The 18,179-nt window shown below is 47.6% G+C and carries 9 protein-coding genes; 4 read left to right on the forward strand and 5 right to left on the reverse strand.

The window, feature by feature from the left end:
• Both HY879_10065 and HY879_10070 read right to left on the reverse strand, forming a co-directional pair.
• Nucleotides 1–788, reverse strand: a 788-nt coding sequence (locus tag HY879_10065) for a hypothetical protein (GenBank protein MBI5603690.1), incomplete at its 3' end; no start/stop codon positions are given.
• Between the two features lie 248 nt (nt 789–1,036).
• Nucleotides 1,037–2,188 (reverse strand): hypothetical protein, encoded by a 1,152-nt coding sequence (locus HY879_10070; protein MBI5603691.1) that lies wholly within the window; start codon nt 2,186–2,188, stop codon nt 1,037–1,039.
• A 435-nt stretch (nt 2,189–2,623) separates the two neighbouring features.
• On the opposite strand from HY879_10070, the gene HY879_10075 reads away from it, so the two are divergent.
• The gene (locus HY879_10075; GenBank protein ID MBI5603692.1) at nt 2,624–5,377 is read left to right on the forward strand and encodes a discoidin domain-containing protein; all 2,754 of its coding nucleotides are present in this window, start codon (nt 2,624–2,626) and stop codon (nt 5,375–5,377) included.
• Between the two features lie 147 nt (nt 5,378–5,524).
• Here HY879_10075 and HY879_10080 read toward each other — a convergent pair whose 3' ends face one another.
• Both HY879_10080 and HY879_10085 read right to left on the reverse strand, forming a co-directional pair.
• Nucleotides 5,525–7,561, reverse strand: coding sequence for a hypothetical protein (locus HY879_10080; GenBank protein MBI5603693.1), 2,037 nt, complete (start codon nt 7,559–7,561; stop codon nt 5,525–5,527).
• Nucleotides 7,551–9,914, reverse strand: a complete 2,364-nt coding sequence (locus tag HY879_10085) for a discoidin domain-containing protein (protein MBI5603694.1) — start codon at nt 9,912–9,914, stop codon at nt 7,551–7,553. Before HY879_10085 ends, HY879_10080 begins: the two co-directional genes overlap by 11 nt.
• A 518-nt stretch (nt 9,915–10,432) precedes the next feature.
• Between HY879_10085 and HY879_10090 the strand changes: the two genes are divergently transcribed.
• From HY879_10090 to HY879_10100, 3 genes are all read left to right on the forward strand, one after another.
• Complete coding sequence (locus tag HY879_10090) at nt 10,433–11,191, forward strand: acyltransferase (GenBank protein MBI5603695.1); 759 nt, start codon at nt 10,433–10,435, stop codon at nt 11,189–11,191.
• Between the two features lie 2 nt (nt 11,192–11,193).
• Complete coding sequence (locus HY879_10095) at nt 11,194–14,304, forward strand: hypothetical protein (protein MBI5603696.1); 3,111 nt, start codon at nt 11,194–11,196, stop codon at nt 14,302–14,304.
• Between the two features lie 641 nt (nt 14,305–14,945).
• Nucleotides 14,946–15,677, forward strand: a complete 732-nt coding sequence (locus HY879_10100; GenBank protein MBI5603697.1) for an outer membrane beta-barrel protein — start codon at nt 14,946–14,948, stop codon at nt 15,675–15,677.
• Nucleotides 15,678–15,779: 102 nt separating this feature from the next.
• On the opposite strand, the gene HY879_10105 is transcribed toward HY879_10100, so the two are convergent.
• A partial coding sequence (locus HY879_10105; protein MBI5603698.1) for a YfhO family protein occupies nt 15,780–18,179 on the reverse strand: 2,400 nt, incomplete at its 5' end.

The following is an 18,179-nucleotide window of genomic DNA, read 5'->3' on the forward strand; positions in this document are numbered from 1 at the left end:
ATTTCGGAAAGGCGGACCCCCCGGTCGTTATAGCCCGGAAGAATGGCGGGAATCAGATCAACTTCCCGGCCGATTGCTTTCTGGTATTCCCGGTACTTGTCATGGACCTCGGAAAGAAAGATGCTTTTGCTCCCGTACCCCATCTGTTTAGGCTTGGCCCAATCATACATATTGTAAGCCGTTATCCCGTCCAATAATTTTATCCGGGCCATATTGGGCTGCGGAGAAGGAGGCAGAGGGGGGGAACGCATGACATACCAAAAAATCTCATCCCCTATCAGATAAGGATCGAACCCCATCTCTTTGAGGCTCCTTCGGAGCTCCCCGATGGCCTCCGGGTAATCGCCGATAAAGGTCCGGGTTAAATAGATGATAGCCACCGGACGCCCTTTGATTTTGAGATAGGCAGGGTGAGAAAAATAATTTTCAGCCAGGTATTTAAAGTCCGAGACCAATTTTTTTATCTTGTCCGGAGTAAAATGGATTCGATCATCAGCCAACCCGAGTCCGGAGGTTTCATAAAAGATGCAAAATCGAATGTCGTTGATATTTTTTGCCTTAAGAATTTTGTCTTTAATGATCCGATCGGTTTTGGGTTGGCCCGGCCACCAGCTTATGGCCCAGAAATTAATGCCGAACTGAGAGGACCAGGCAATATGTTGCTCGATGACCCTGAGGTCCGAGGAATCATATTGTCCTAATTTCGGCAATTGGGGTGGAATTAACCGGGCGTTCAGATAACCCTCACGCCAGTTTCCCGGATACCAGGGGTAATAGTAAGCGCCCACAAGATATTGTTGGACCTTCTTGGATTTTACCGGAACAGGAGTCTCGGAAGAAGGGGAACATCCGGCGGTAAGGCAAGTTAAATAAAAAATAAATAAAATTGTATAGTTAAGATATTTTTTGTCCATAACGGTACAATAAAATTCGTATCGGTTCAGCTTTTTTAAAAACTGCTTTCACGCAGAGGCGCAAATATGGGATTGTTCAAAAAAATCTCTCTGCGTTCTTTGCAGCTTTGCGTGAACACATTTTATAGAAGTCGCATTGATATTAATGACAGAATAAAAATAACCGGCACCAGAAACATGGGGAACAAATTAAGACGGTTTCCCTCTTTTGTAAAGATTAAAAAGTTAAACACCAGCAACCCCAGGGTAGCCCGGGCATAGGACCAGGGTTCCACCCAGATCAATTGGTTTAACAAGGAGGTTAAAAGGGCGTATCCCAGGAAGGTAACGGTCAGAGGACTGTAATATTTAAAGACTTCGTAGACGGCTGTTAGGATCAGGATAACGACCAGGACCATGAACAGGAGTTCGGCATATTTTTCAACGGCAGGACCGCCCTGGCCAAGGGAGATAAATTTTTGCATAATTCCCCGAAAAGGAAGGCCGAAATTCTGAGTGCCGCCGACAAAAGAAAAGGTCTGAAAATGGCTGTGGAGATAAAGCTGCCAGCCTGAATAGGCCAGGGGAGGGAAGAGCATATAGATGAATCGTTTCCATTCTTTTCCCCAAAAAAATGAAAAAAGGAAGGCCAGACTGACCAATAAAGTCGTTTCCTGAGTAAGGGCCGCCAAAGAAAGGGCGATGACCTGCCCGAGAGTTTGTTCTTTAAGGTAAAAAAAGACGGCCATGACCACAAAAGTGATAGCCAACGGTTCGGGCAGGCTGCGCAAAAGGCAAAGCAGGAACCCCCAGGTTGCGGCATAGAACAGGCTATACCAGGGACTGCGGCCGTAATGGGCAAGGATCCGGATGATAAAATAGGTTCCTAATAAAATTCCGAGGAGATTCACCACCACCATCATATAAGGGATCAAGGACGGCTCTCCCAGAGATAGCAGCCAGACCGTCAGGGGGTAGATGATGCGTTGATAACGATAGGCCGGGAAGTCGATATGATCATAAGAATGACCCAGGATGAAGGGATCATGAGCCATATAATAATAGAATTGTCCGTCATAACCGACGCTGCCCTTATGGACAAGGGTCCGGGAGGTCCATATTTGAGGGGCATTAAAGTAATCCCCGATGACCATAAAGCCGGTGATGTTTTTATTAAATTTAAAGGAATACAAAAAAAGGACGGATAGGAAGGTTGCAGCGATTAATAAGAGAACGACAAGGTCCCTTCTTCCAAGGGACCTTTTAGAAAATTTCCATGAGGGTTGAATAAGCATCGGGTGGTCTTCCAATTTGATTTGGCGAGGTCCCTAAAATTTGATGGTCTCATAAAAACTCGTCATTCCCGCGCAGGCGGGAATCCAGGCCATGCCTAACTAATTAAATAGTATGGGAATTTTAATTAATTTTAACACTGGATTCCCGTTTTCACGGGAATGACGAAAATGCGTGCTTACGGACTTTTTACGACTTCATCAAAGTTGAACCAGGAACTTCTCGCAGGAACCATAGCAAAAAGGATTTGATTAGTCGAGCTTAAAAAGTTGACAAGTGGAATGAATAAATGGTTAAATAAAACCGATGGTAACCCTGGAACAAATGAACGAAATTGTGAATAAAGTTGTTTCTAACTGCTTCAATTATTCCTGCAGATGACCTCACTTCGGGCTGCCTCCTCATAGAGAAATTTCAAATATCTTGGATAGTCTTTCATGGGGAAAAGCGAAAAAAAATTGTTTTTCTTTATCATCGGGGTTTCGGTCCTTTCCCGGGGGTTGACCCTTTTTACCCCTGATCTCTGGTTGGACGAAACCATTGTGGGCATCATGGGCCTCCGGGTAATGGCTGGGGATTTCCCCGTATTTTTTTACGGCCAAAACTTTATGGGATCTCTGGAGGCCTTCCTGGCGGGTTCTCTTTCTCTATTGGTGGGTCCGTCTCCTTTGGCCCTGGAACTCCTGCCGGTCATCCTTTCCCTTATCTTTTTGATTCTTGTATATCATGTGTCCAAAACATTCTTCGATCAGGAAACAGCTCTGATAAGCATAGCCCTGTTATCGATTCCCCCATTGTTCTTGCTGCGATGGAGCCATGAGGCCAGGCCCCACTACCCCCTGGTCTTGATGTTTGGGAACTTCCTTTTATTGATTGCCCATAGTTTAATTTATCGAGTGGTCGTTCCAATGACCAGGAGGCTTCTCTTTGTCTTATTGGGGTTATTGTCCGGCCTGGTCTGGTGGACCAATTACCTGTCGATAGTCTATATCCTGCCCGTGGGGCTTTTCCTTTTTTTGAAGGATAAAAAGTTACTTTTCCGTAAAGATTTTTTATTTTTGATCTTTTTTTTCCTGATCGGAAGTCTGCCCCTCTGGGTATATAATCTTTTCCATCAATTTCCGATAACCGGCATAGCCAACCCCGGCCCAGCCTCCAATATCATTCCCTATCTGAAGGATTTTTTTATCAATGCCTTTCCTATCCTGCTGGGGTTTCTGCCTCCTTTAAGCCAGGACAGACTTGACCTTGCCGGTTATCTGATCGTAGGCCCCATTTTTATGGCCGCAGTCCTTTATTATGGTTACAGGTTCCGGCAGTCCATCAAGACGATTGTCATGCTCTCCCTTCCCGAAACAAAAGGTGGCGAACTCCTCCTTTTCATTTTTCTTTTCAATATCGTCCTCCATCTCTTTACCAATTATGGCATTCGCCTTAGCGATAATGATCAAAAATATCTCCTACCGCTTTATGCCTGTTTGCCTATCTTCCTTTCCATTCTGTTATTGGACTTAAAAAAAATATCTGCCCGTTTGTCTTACGGTCTTCTGGGATTAGTCCTTTTTTCTAATTTAACCGGAAATTTGAGACATGACGGCTGGCCTTTCCTTAACCCAAAAGAATTTTCGAACTTTCAGGAAAAGGAAAAGGTCAGAGACCGCCTGATAGACTTCTTGACGAAAAAAGGGTACCGGCGTTTTTATTGTGCCACCGATGGGTACCAATTAACATTTAAAAGTAAAGAGGCCCTTATCTCCGCCCATCCCTATCAGGAAAGTTGTCTGAAGTATGCCGACCTGGTTGATGCATCCCCCAATCCGGCCTATCTTTTCGAAGGAGAAGGCCAGGGTTTTGAAGAAAATATGAAGGCCATCGGCGGCACATACCGGAAGGTCGATGCCCCGGACGGCCATCTGATTTATACCGGTTTTACACCCCCCAAGGAAGAATACCGGATGATCGAGCGCAATCTTTGGAGGGGAACCTCAGACTACTATCCGGCAGAGGCCAACCTGGCCTTTGATGGTTATGTCTCAACCGGATGGGGGACCGGAACTCATCAAAGACAAGGGACCTTTTTTCTGTTGGATCTTGGACGGGTGGAAACTGTAGGAAAAATAACCTGTATCCCGGGCAACTATCGCCAGGTTCCTGCCGGTTATGAGGTGGCCCTTTCTTTGGAAGGAAAAAATTGGCAATTGGCAGCCCGTGTCCCTGAATACAGGGGACCGATATTCTGGTCCGGCTCAACCCCCATGACCAGGGTCCGCCATGGACGGGTGGAAACGGTCTTCTCACCTCAACAGTGTCGATTTGTGAAAATCAGTTTATTACAGGACAATGATGCCAATCCCTGGTCCATTAATGAATTGTTTTTGTTCAGCCCGGATTATGAAAAAGGAAAGAGAAGAACAGAACCCCCGGGGAATCAGGAAATCGACCAACTGCTGGCGTTCTTAAAAGCCCAAAAGATCGCGTTTGTTTACACCGACCATTGGCTTTCAGCCGTTATACGGGCCAGGAGCCAGGGGAAGATAGGGGCCTTGATTTCGAATCTTTTTCTTGGAGATAACGGGGAAAATACGCCTCCAGCCGATAGTTTTACAAGCGCCAGTCTTAATAACAAAGTGGCCTTAATTGTTCAAACAAAGGATAACAATCGGTTAGAAAAAGTATTGCAGGAATCAAACACCTTCTATCGACAAAAAGACTTGGGGCCATTTATGGTCTTTTATGATTTCTCCAGGTCTGAGAGTCAGGGGCCACCTTTCCCGGGCAGTTGGGAAGTTTCTTCCAACGCCAATCCCCATGAAGCCACAAAGGCCATCGACGGGAATCCGGCTACCCGATGGACCAGCGGGAAACACCAGGAGCCAGGCATTTATTATCAAATCGATTTAAAAAGGGTCCGGTTGGTTAAAGGGTGTACCCTTTTGTCAGGGAAATCCATCAATGATTACCCCCGTTCACTCAGGCTGTATTATTCCCTGGATGGCCATTCCTGGAAGGAATTAAAGACGACCGCAGACTCCGGACTCTATTGGACAGGGGAAACCCTTTTAATATTAAAAAAGAATGACGAAAGAACAGATTACTGCTTTTCTCCCGTTTATCTCAGATATCTCAAATTGGTTCAGGAAGGGCAAGATCCGGTTTATTGGTGGTCTATACATGAGTTGAGGTTATTTTAAACCCCAATCACTATAAATTCGTAAAAAATCCGGAAGCACCCATTTTCGTCATTCCCGTGAAAACGGGTCCCGCCCTTGGCGGGATTGATTAGTTAGGCATAGTCTGGATTCCCGCCTGCGCGCGAATGACGTCTCCGTACGAGTCCATCACTGCTGATCAATGGCGACACCCAAATATCTCCGGTCCTCATAAAAAGTTTTCCAATTGGGAACCGAAATTAGAACGGAGCGATAGGCCTTGAACGTTTCCGGGGGATAATAGCGCTTGTCTAAAACGATCCAGTCGATCCCAAAGGCCTGGACCAGGGCGGCCAGTTCATTTTTTTCAACCGGCTGAAGAGACCACAGTCTGGAAACGGCCGGTTGGTTTTGAAAATAGAGGAAGACCTTTTCATCCAGTTTGGACGATACCCCTCCGATCATTTTTTGCTGATGAACCGTCTGGTAATAAAACCTTCTGGTCTCGCCATGTCCGGCCGATCTGGAACCGCTATGGGTAAACAGGGGTAGATCCAGAAGGACACCGCTGCGCCCCTGGGCCTTTTGGGCCAGGACCTGATAAACCTCCGGGACCCGGTAGTCCGAAAACCGTAAAGGTAAAGGGTTGGGGAAAAACCCGAACTCGAAACCGACTACCAAAAACAGACCGGTTATGAAAATTTTCCTGCGCCGGGGAGACAGTTTCAAAAAAAATGGTTTTACGATAAAAGCTACCAGCAGGCATAAAAAGAGCATCACAGGAACCAGGTAGCGGGAAAGGGTCCGGGCACTTTCCATAACCGGCAGAAAGCGGATAAAGTAAGCAGGCAGGGGGAGGGATTCAAAAATCAGGCCATGAATTTTCAGATAAGGCCCAAGACTGATGATCAGAAAAGCCCCAAAGGCCATGAGCCAGAGACGCAGCTCCGGCCTCTTGAAAAATTTTCCGGCCCCCCATAAAAGGATGACCATAAAACCGTAGCCCAGGAAGGCTGGAGTCCCCACTATTGGTCTTCCGCTGGTCCAATCCGGGGCCATGATTTTGTAGAGGCCTGCCAGCCAGGCATTAAAGGGGGCGAAAAAACCGGCCAGATCCACACTGTAGAGGACAAAATCAATGGTATTACTGCTCACCGCTTGCCGGGTAGCCGCATCTTGAAAATAGGCCTGGAAATAAGGGAAACCAACCAAAGCGGCCACGCCTAAGGCTACTCCGGTGAGACCCAGCAACAAACTTACCTCCCGTGAAGGGGGTGGATTCCAGCGAACAGGGAAATCAGTCAGGATCAGGGCCAAGGGGGAGGACGAAGGAGAAGAGATTTTTCTTAAAGCCTGAAATTTAAAGAGCCACCAGATCATCCATAAAATAAGACCGAAACCGGAAAGGGTGGTCCAGTTTATCAAGTGCCGCCCGGCCAGAAATTCCCATACCTGACGGGGCGCAAAAACAGAAAACAATATCAACCCGATCAGAGAACCCCAGATCAGCCTATCTGCCCATAAAGACATCCGCAATTCAGGGGCTGTCTTGATCTTTATTTCCCAGGGGCAGAGCTGATAGCCTATGAGCAAGACGAGCCACAACCCGCCAAAAACAAAATAATAGGGGTAGTTGTAAAGGGTTAGTCCCCAGAAGAGGCCGGCGGTGAGGGCCCAGATGAGTCGGCGTTTCCGGACCAGAACATAAGAAAAAAATATGAAAAATACCAGGTTGTAAACCTCTAAAAGAGCGGCCGTTTTATAATAGCTGAGCAGGGTGGGGCAGTGACCGAAGGCCAGAGCGCCGATAAAAGCCGGCCAGGGGGTTTGGGTTACATAATAAATCAGCAGATAGGCTGCCAGGGCATTGGCAAAGAAGGTCAACCAGATCAGGAGATTATGGAAAACGATCAGGGAGAGAAAAGGGCGCAGGAGGGTAAAAAAGAGGCCGTCCAGAAAGGTATAGGTGTGCTGGATCAGGTTCAATCCCAGGGGGTGGAACATATAGGTATTGTTAAAGGGGTTGATCCTGAGATCCCTCAGGGCATGGGCCGTCCACCATTCATTAAGCGGGTATTCGGCCGTATCCATCACATCCCCCGGCAGATGGGTGGAGATCCGGGAGAAATTGGGCATGAGATGGACAGGGGCCAATAACAAGAGGAATAAGCAGACCAGTAAATGGGTACGCCAGGGGGAATGGGGCGCGGATGGGTTATTCTTCATCCCGGGCTCCCGGAAGTGGGTCCACCTGTAATAAATGGGTGCCGGTCCAATACAGGGAGACAGGAGATCCTTTTGCCCCGGATAGAATCGAGACCTCCGGGGCCTTGAAATGGTGATAGATAAAGTAATCCTTAAGGACTTTGACCTGGAAGGTGATGCCTTTCATTTTTTGAACAGCCTGGATGAAGGCCTCATTATTTTCCCGGCCTACCACAAAAGCCGGGGCTTTTGAAAAATCGATCCTTTTTTTCAGATCATTGAAAAAAGGATAGGTATCCTGAAATCCATTGATTGCATAATCACGGGTATTGGTCATGAGATAATCATCCTGAAGGGATTTGATTTTCCCTTGGGTCTCCTTGGTGATACGGGCCGAAAGGCCGATATCCGTATAGATCCGCCCGATTTTTTCTTTGGACAGAAAAGATAAAAGCTCTTCCGGAGGAGGACTCTCCGGGGAAGGCCGGTCCACCTTCTGATATATAAAGATTTCCCCCATGGCCCAGTTATCGGGCTTCTCTCCCATCAAAGTTATTTTAACATATCGGGCCTCTTTTGGTTCGAAACGAATTTCGATCCGGCCATCCCGTAATTTCCAGAAAGGACGGTCCAGAGACCAAAAGAGATAGGCCCACTGGTTTCGGATAAAAGCCACCTCCTGAAAGGCCTTAAGATCCCTGGAGACCTCGACCCGGTAATTTTTGGGGAAATCCCGCTCCTTTCCCTTGCCAGTCAGAAGGACAATGCGATTGAGCGGATACGTCCTGCCCAGATCAAGTTGATAATAGGTCCCTTTTTTCTGAGGCACTGATGGAGCCCAACTGGTTGAGATGTTGCGGTCAAAGGCTGATTGGACTGTCCCAGGGTTAAAAGAACTCTCTCCTTTCCAGCCATCCGGAAGGATCTCCTGCGATGGGGTTGCCGGCGGTTTAAAGTCGTAATAGACGGAATAACCTTTTATCCCAGGATACCTGGCAATGATTTCTTTTTTATAGGTACCACCCGTAACCCGGAACATTTCCTCAAAACTCTTGAGATATTCTCCTTCCAGGACAAAGGCCGGTCCGGACGAGGCGTCGGCCAATAAGGTGTAAAGGGGATAGCGATCGTTAAAGGGTAATGAAAAAATGAAGGCCTCTTGGGCTTCAAAGGTCAACCGGGCCGCGCTCCAATATTCCGGGGTATAGACCGTACGGATTTTTTTCTCTTTTAAATATTGGAAAAGGGCGGTTTCAACCTCTGCCTGCTTTCGGTTTTTAATGGCCCCTTCACTTAGCTTGGTAAAGGAGGACAAATTTTCAAAACTGAAAAAAAGCAGAAAAGAAACCATCAAGGAAATGCCCAGGAAGCGATTTTTGGTTTTTAACCAATAGAAAAAAAGACCGAGGGTGATCGGGAAAAGAGAATAAAAAGGCACCAGATAACGCAGGGCAACCGTTCTTTCGCCAAATCCCGAGATGCTGTAAAGCAAAACAAAAAAAACAAAATAGAACAGAAGCAAAACCCGGCCCCGGCCGGCAGGGAACCGGATCTTTTGCCACCGATGACTGACCAAAAGGAAAACCAGACTGGCCAGGAAAAGGAAGGCAAAGAAATAAGCCGGCCAGGTGGCCGGAAGGGCAGGAATAAATCCAAACAATTTAGGGAGTTGATTGAACAAGACCAGGGTGTTTGCCCAAAGACTGCCTTTCCCCTCGGATTGGACAAAGGTGAAAAAAGAGAGAGAATATTTCAGATTCCATATCCAGAAGGGCAGGGAGCCGAGGAAAAACCCGGCAACGGCCAAGAAGGCCCGGCCCTTGAGAACAAAGGCCCTTTTTTGAAAGGTGAGAAAACAAAAGCTGGTGATCAGATAGACAAGACTGATGGGGTAGGTCCACCAGGCAATACCCCAGAGGACTCCCAGGCTGAAAAGCCGGGCCAAGGGAAGGGACGGCCGGACATTGGGGGCCGTTAAACGATAAGTAACCAAAAGGATCAGGTTGCCCAAACAAAGGCCTTCAATATAACCGCCGATGGCCAGACTGGTTTCAATATGGATGGCAAAAGGGGGGATGGCCGCCAGGAGCATACTGACCAGGCCGATCTCCCGTCCATAAAGTTCCCGTCCAAGGTAATAGATAGAAATGATAAAAAAGATACAGAAAAGAAAAGGAACCCCATTGAGACTCCATCGGCTTACCCCAAGGAGCAGGCCGGCCGAGGCGGCTAAGACAGGCTCCAGAATCCCTCCATAGGAATCCCCATAATAGAGCCAGGGGAATTCTCCCTGAAGGATATGCCTGGTCATTAAGCCCACGATGGCCTGATCGGAATTAAAGGGGAGGATTTGGATCGGCCAAAGACGAACCATCAGACCGAAGGCAAGGATGCTTATGAAATAAAATTGAGTGCGAAAATATGAAAAACCGAATATCGAATATCGAACATCGAATTTCGAATTATGAAGTTTTTTTCCGTTCCCTTGACATTCAGTATTCATTATTCGTAACACTTTAGTTGTTTGAAAAGAGAGTTTTTTTCACCGCAAAGGCGCGAAGAACGCAGAGAGAAACATCTTTGTTCAATCCCGTGAGAGGCGGGATTGAACAAAAAATTATTTCCCCTTTGCGTTCTTGGCGTCTCTGCGGTGAAAATTGTTTTTCAAAAAGCCAAACTGATACCATTATTTGAAATTCGACATTCGTATTTTCATGCTTCGTGGCGCCCTATGGGGAACGAGGGTTTAGTCCGTTCGACTTCTCAGCTTGACATCTCTTTGATTTCATAATACCTTTATCAAAAAAAAAAAAAAGGGACAAGCGAATACTCCAGCGAATTTTTTTACTAATGCGCTCTTTTAACTGTCGTTGTAGTACTCAGTTGGGATCCATGCCAGAGACCGGGAAGAAATATAAAAAAGTTCAAGAGGCTTATGCCGAAAAAGGGGCTGCTGCCTTATACCAGGAATATGTGGTGGGCGGGACATCCCTCTGGGACCTTCTTAAGTATGAACTGTTTATCAATTTTACGGCAGGTATCCCCGGGGCCCTGGGCCTTTGGATCAGGAAGACTTTGTATCCCAGGATGATTTCTCAATGCGGAAAGGGGATTGTCTGGGGACGGGACATGGTCCTCCGCTACCCGCAAAAGATCCGCATTCAAGATCTATGTATCTTTGACGACGGTTGTGTTTTGGATGCCAAAGGTGACGGCAACCAGGGGATTTTTATCGGAAAATCATGCATGTTCGGGCGGCAAACTATTCTCGGGTGTAAAAATTCGGATATTGTAATCGGGGACCATGTCGGTATTGGGGCCCATTGTATCCTTAATGCCGTGGATACGAGTCCGGTATATATAGAAGATCAGGTGGTTATAGGACCAAAGGTATATCTGGCCGCCGGCGGCAATTATCACTTTGAGCGCACGGATATCCCCATAGGGCAACAGGGGATTGATTGCAAGGGCGGGATTCGGATCGGGAGGAATTCCTGGATTGGGGCCAATGCCGTGATCCTGGATGGGGTCAGTTTAGGGAACGACGTTATCGTCGGGGCCGGCTCGGTAGTCGCCAAAGACCTGCCCCCCTTTGCCGTGGCCACCGGCAATCCGGCCAGGGTCGTAAGAATGAGGCTGGAATCAACCTGAAGATGGACAAGGTTCAAAATCAAGGAGATCGTGATCTCGGGAAAAATCCCCCTATATGTTCCATAGCCCTGTGCCTGGCCCTGTGCCTGATGGCCGGTATTTTATTTACCTGGCCCATGGTCAACAATTTTTTTTCGGCTATCCCTTTTATGCTTTTCCCGGCACCGGAGTTTGCCCGGGTTCCTCTCATGCCGGGGGATCATCTCCAAACCTACTACTGGTTCTGGCTTTTATCGGATAATCTTTGGGGGCTTTCGCATCTTTTTACCAATCCTTATGAATTCAATGGGCCGGCCGGTCCCATGAGTGCCGTCTATGCCAATTTCCCCTTTTCCCTCCTTTATATTCTTTTGCTGCCCCTGGGACCTGTAGGGGCTTATAACGGCTTAATCCTCTTGTCCTTTCTATTTAGTGGCCTGGCCATGTTCCTGCTGGCCTGGACCTGGACCAGGGACTCTTGGGCCTCCCTGTTGGCCGGGTTGGTTTTTGCCGTGGTCCCTTATCGGGTCAGTCATATTGCCGGCGGCCAACTCTTCGGATATGTGATCTTTTTGCTGCCCCTGTGTCTCTATTTCATGGAAAAAACATTAAAAACAGGCCGTTGGGTCTATGGAGGGGCAGCCGGGTTCTGTCTGGTTCTGCTCTCCTTGATGGAACCCCACGCCAGTTTCCTGGCCGCCCTGACCATCGGGGTATATCTGCCGAATCGTATTCTGCTTTTTCAGACCGTTTCTTCAGCTCAAAAACAGGAAGAGGAAGTCAAACCCCTCTGGCCCGGGTTGTTGGGGGCTTTAACCGGCGGTCTATCGATTGCATCTTTTCTCTGGATGCAGTTCGTGAAAAAGTCCGGTTTTCCCCTCTGGCATTTTAACTGGATACAACTCTTGATCTTAGGGGGCATCGCGGCCCTTTTACTCTGGTTTTATCTGTCGGCTCTGGTTTCAAGATGGACTGGCCTTCCCTTTGCCGAGGCCCGTCATCGGGTCGGAAAGGCTTTCTTTCTTTTTCTGCCTCTATGGCTTTATGTCTTAAAATTCCAAGTGGATATCACCCGGCTGGGTATGATCCTGCCTCTATTCTGTTTAGGCCTGTTCGCATCTTTTCTGACAGCCCAATGGATTAAACGAAGAAAGCCGCTTTTTCTTTTTGACCGCTCCGGAATTGTTCCGGTTATCGTTGGGGTCGGAGTGGGCCTGGCTCTGGCAGCGGCCTATTTGATTCATATGAGGGCCACCGTTTTTTTGCCTTCCATAGCAGGCAAGGGGCGGACGATCCGCGAAGTGCTCCTCTTTTCCCCAAAAATCGGCAACTTTTTTTCCCTCCCCTTTCCGTATAATGAAAAATATATTTTTTTAGGTCGAGTTTTACTTTTGTTGGCGGTTTGCGGGCTCATTCCTCTCTTCAAAAGCAGGCCTAAAAACCCAGGGTTTATAGCGTTGGCCGGACTTCTGGCCTTTTTGGCCCTTATCCTGACCCTCGGTCCCACCATGCCTTATTTCCCCCTTTATCAATTTTTTTATGAATACCTCCCTTTCTTCAACTACCCCCGGGTACCAGCCCGGTTCGTGATGATCGGTTTTATTTTTTTGGGCTTGTTGGCCGCCTCGGCCATGACCGGCTTACGGGCCTGGTTGGCCTCAAGGGGTTGGGGCCGTTGGAGAATAGGGATTACCCTGTTGATTATTCTTCTGGTATCAGTGGAATATCATACCGGTCACTCGCTGGGACTCTCTTTGATGAAAGGAGACAATCGCCTATACGAAGAGATTAAGAGGCACTTGCCCAAAGGCCGGGTGGTCCTGGAACTCCCCATCTGGCCCGGCGATTCCCATCAGTCCTCGGTTTATGAATATACTGTTACCCGAACCCAAAGACCGATGATAAACGGTTATGCGCCGGTAGTGGCCCGGGATTATATCAATCAGGTTTTTTGGCCCCTTTACCCTCTGAATCATGGCGAATTGACCCTGCCCCGGGTCCGGGAAATGCAAAGGCTTAAAGTGGGACTCCTCACTTTCCATGACAATCCCTATCTTTATTCTGAAAAGGTAAGCCCTTTTCCGAGGAGACTGGCCTTAAAGCGTCTGGCGGCTTCCCCCTGGCTGAAACTCATTGACCACGACGAAGACGTTTATCTTTTTAAATTGGCTGAAAAGGCCGATGGATATTTCAATAGTTCGGCTATTACCTCACCGGTTCAATCGATCGTCTACAGCAACAACCTGACCCGGAAAACAGGCCGATACCAATTTGATCCGTTCGCTTCGGGTTACAATTTTTTATTTGAAGAAGAGTCGTTAACTCAAGGTAAGCCTGTGCTTCGACCCGGAATGCGTGGGGGAAATGTCGTTTCGGCCATACCCGGGCAGGACCTCCCCGGATATTTAATTTTAGGGCCAAACCGGTTTTATCCGTCCGGGAAATTCCGGGCCAGGTTCCGGATCAAGGCCGGATCTGTGGATCCCCAAAAGGAGATAGGCCGAATAGAAATTATTGAACAGGGGACCAAAATTATTGCCCAGAAGAGCTTGTTTGGGAGAGATATGCAGCCCTTCCAGACCTGGATGGATATCCCTCTGGAATTTGAGATCCCGGAGAGCAGCAGGATCGGCTTTCGGATTTACTTTTCCGGGGAAGCCCCGCTCTATTACAACCTGGCTGTAATCGGTTTCGCCGATCAAAAAAAAGGGCCGGGCCTTATAGAGGCCGAGGAATTGTTTCGTCCTACCGGAGTAATCGTGTCAGATCCCCTGGCCTCGGGACGGGAAGCCCTATTCGGGAAGGCGGTCTTCAAACCTTCCAATTTTCTTTGTTACGGTCCTTTCAGGACTTTTGAACCCGGTTCCTACCAGGCCAGATTCTTTTTAAGATTAAAATCCCTGCCGGGTATCCCCGGGGATTCGGAGATAGCCGTGCTCGATTTGTGCACCGATGCAGGGAGACGCATATTGGGAAGCCGTAAGCTTAAGGTTCAGGATCTCAAGGCCGATGCCTATACGCCCGTTGTGGTGGATTTTAAGGTACCTTTTCGCTTGGAAATCGAATCCCGGGTCCTGTTTTTGGAAAAGGAAGATCTTCTGGTGGACCGGATTGAAATAACAGCCCTGCCCTAAGGGTTATGGGATTTTATGGCACATCCTTCCCATCCCAGTGGTAGCCGCAATTTAAGGCCTTATGCTTTTCGATTTCGGCAGGGAATAGATTCAATGGCGGGATTTTACATAACAGGATGGGTCTGAATCTGTAAATGGCACACCTGTTCTGTTTGTTCAACAAAGGACATTTTATCCCAAAAAATTCACAACATTTTCCGCATTGTTTGCACTCGCCATTACGGGTTTTATAGCTGTTAAGTACTTTATCGGCATTAAAATAATAGAGATAGGTTCTTTTCAGATAGTCGGCTAAGGGCATATATCTTTTACCTCACCATATATGTTTAAGGATACTAAATTCTGGTCTGATAATTGTCAAGGTTTAGTTTAAAAATAACCTTCAGGGATCAGGGGGCTGAGGTCAGGGGGCGGTGAAAAAATTTTTATGATTGGTGGTTCCCTCCTGGGGTCCAGTAAAACATCCGATCCAAATCGAATTCAAATTTTTTAGTTGAATTGATTGCCCAAAAACTACTATAGTACAATCCAAATTTCCATCGGTCAGGAGAAATATTATGAAAAGACTCGGGATTCTTAATGTAATACTTGGATTATTCATGCTTATTTGGCCTTCTTTCAGCCAGGGAGAAACCCCTCCAGTGAAACCATCACCAGGCGAGCCCCCTAAAGCCGAAGAAAAACCTTTGGGGATCGCCATAGGCCTCCGTTCGACCTATTTCCGGATGCAACAGAACCAGGGGGACATTTTTAGAAATATAAAATTGTTGGATGAGGAACAGGACTTAGCCCCCTATAAGCCCTTTCTTCAGTACCATTTTTCCAGTTATTGGGCCATTGAATTGGGCTATGATCAATTCAAGGCCATCACCCTGAACAGGGCGTTTGATGATGTCGCCGAGTTTGATAGACGTTGGGTCGATGGGGCGTTAGAGTGGCAACCCATCATGCTGACCGCACAGTTCCGCTGGCCCCATTTCCATAAATCGGTGGTCCCCTATGTATCGGGAGGGCTCAGTTATACCAAGACCTCCTGGAAAAGAAACGACTGGTACTATTTCGGATTCCCAAACCCGGAAACCTATACCACCTGGACAAGCCAGGGGAACAGACCCGAAGACTATCCGAACAATAACTATCGGCGTATCTTTGCCGTTGATGACCACACTATTGGGATGTTGTTCGGCTTTGGGGTCGATTATTTCCTGTTAAAAAATTTAGCCCTGAATCTGGACTGGCGCTATCACTGGGCCCAGGTCAAATTTAAGTACACCCTGGCCTTTAATGACGGTCTGGATCCGATCAGCCAGGACCAGGGGACCTTTATCCTGGATTCCTGGGTCTTGGGATTGGGTGTCAAGTATTTATTTTAATTTAATTAGGAAAGGAAATTGCATTTTGGACGCCAATGAACGCAGATTGCCAGGATAACAAGAATAGAATAATATCTGCGGGTATCGGCGAAAATCTGCGTCCTAATTTTTGTCTTTTTTTCGACGCCAGCCAACCGATACCAGGAATATAAACGATAGGGTCAGCAGGGAGATGATCCCCCCTATCTTTATGGAGATGGGTTGATACCTGAATGCCACTTTATGTTCTCCGGGATCGATGGGGATACCCCTGAAGGCATAATCAGCCGGAAAAATGGTTTTTTCACGGCCGTCGACATAGGCCTTCCAGCCAGGATAATAGACCTCACTTAAAACCAGATAGGCCCTGGTTTGGGATAAGACGTTTAAGGTGATCCGGTTGGCACCGTAAGAGGTCACCTGAACACGGTTAAAATCTATTTTCGATGAGCGCTCAAGAGGCGGCTGGAATAGGGGGGCACCGGGACCGACAATGACCTCATCCAGGGGATCAAGGGCCATTAAATCATATAGTATCCGGTCTTTATGGGCCGGAAGACCTTTCCGGACTAAAAAAGCCTTGGGTAATGTAAAGCGGTTCTCATAAACCTGTCCAAAAACTTTGGTAAACCGCTTCCCCAGGGAAAAAAGGTCGGTCCCGTCCAGAAATATATTTCTAACTTCAAAATTACCCCGATGGTTGACTCGGGAAATAATGATGGTCTTCGGGATAATCGGGGAATTAAATTTGAAAGAACTGCGATAACTGTGCCCCTGGTATCCTTCCTGAGGAATGCCCCAGGAACTCTCTATGGTTGCCTGACCATGCCGTCTCCTGGTTCGGTTTTCTTTTTTTTCCCAGGACCATTCCGAGGTTTCCATTCCCGCCCTGATGGGAAAGGTTATTTGTTTTCCGTATTGATCCATAACAGTCAATTCCGCCACGGTCTCACCCTGGGGTATTTCCAACCCGAAAGTCATAAGAGAAATCAGGCTGATGCGGGTAACCGGATGATCATAAAGACCGTCTAAAGAAATGACCTTGTCTTTCCCCGGCCCCAGGATAAAGCCGGCATATTTCCCATTCGGACCCAGGGTCAAATCGGTTGTGGTGGCTATGAATCTAATATTCAACAAATCCAATAATTGGGGGTTGGACTCACTTTCATCAACTACCAGGCGCAGGGATGGACGGTTTTCTGCATTTATCCCAAGGAGATTTAGGGAGCTCCCGATATCCGTGGTGTAGATACGAAAGCGGTTGCCCATACTGGCCTCATCGATAAATCCCCGGCAATAAAGCCCTCCCTCATTTCTTAATCGATAATCCGGGGAGTTCATTTTTTGTAAAAAAAGAACCCTCTCGTTAGGCTGGTAATATTTCTCCGGAAAGCCTTGCTTCCAGCCGAGGTGTCGGTTGGAATAGAAAAGTTCGGTTAGGGCCAGAATAAAAATGAGCAACAGAAATATGGAGGGCTTCAGCCATTGTTTAAGGGTTGCCCCGACCAGGGCCAGGACCGCCATTGCAATCAGGGTCAGGATAAAGGGCCGGCTTCCCAGGACTGACTTTAAACTTCCAGAAAGGATAGTCCAATGCACCGATCCACTATTAAATAAAACCAGGCCTGCGACCAGTCCCATCCAAAGCAACCAGAAAAACGGATGTATTTTAACCTTGGCCGGAGACTTGTTTTTCTCCCTGATCCAATCCAGGACAAAGCCCACCAATACTGCCAGGCTAAAATTAAAAAGTAAAAGAAAACGGGAAGAGATCCTGAAAACATTAAAGCCCGGGATATTGGCATAAATCCGACACAAAAAAGGAGGCAGGCCATTGGCGATGACCAATAAGATGGACCCGAGGGCCAGCAATTGGTAAAAAAGGATTTTCCTCCAAGGCCGCAGGTGGGCGGAAAGGATGAACATAAAAATCGGCAGGATCCCCATATACCCGTAAAATTCATCAGTCCCTTTGACGATTCCCCAACCAGGGTTAAAGAGACTCAGCAGTTGTGTCGAAGGTGGCAAGGAATATTCTGTAAGATAGTTTAAGGACACTTTGGTTCGGCCTATGAAATGAGCCAGTTCATAGGTGGGGACCCATTGGATGGCGGTGAGTCCAGCGGCCAGACCTGCAATCCCAAGGGAGATTCCTGCCACCTTTTTCCAGGCTTTTCGATGTTCCGTCTCCACCAAAAGGAAATGGAACAGGGCATAGGCCCCCCCCATAATAGAAACCATAAAGGTTACCTGCGGATGACCGGTGAAGAAAATCAAGGCCAGTGTAATTCCGGTCCAGCAAAGGTAAGCGAAGCGTCCGGTAAGGAGTGCTTTTTGAAAAAACAGGAGAAATAAGGGGAGCCATACGGCCCCTTCGACGATCCCGAGATGGTTGATGTGGGCGATCAGGAATCCGGAAAACATAAAATAAATGGCCCCGAGCAGAGAACCTGTCCGGGTTAGAAGCTGGGCCCGCAAAAAGAGATACATAAAGAGGCCGGCCAGGAAGTAGTGTAAGAGGAG

The sequence above is a fragment of the Deltaproteobacteria bacterium genome, from assembly GCA_016219225.1.
Lineage (GTDB): Bacteria > Desulfobacterota > RBG-13-43-22 > RBG-13-43-22 > RBG-13-43-22 > RBG-13-43-22.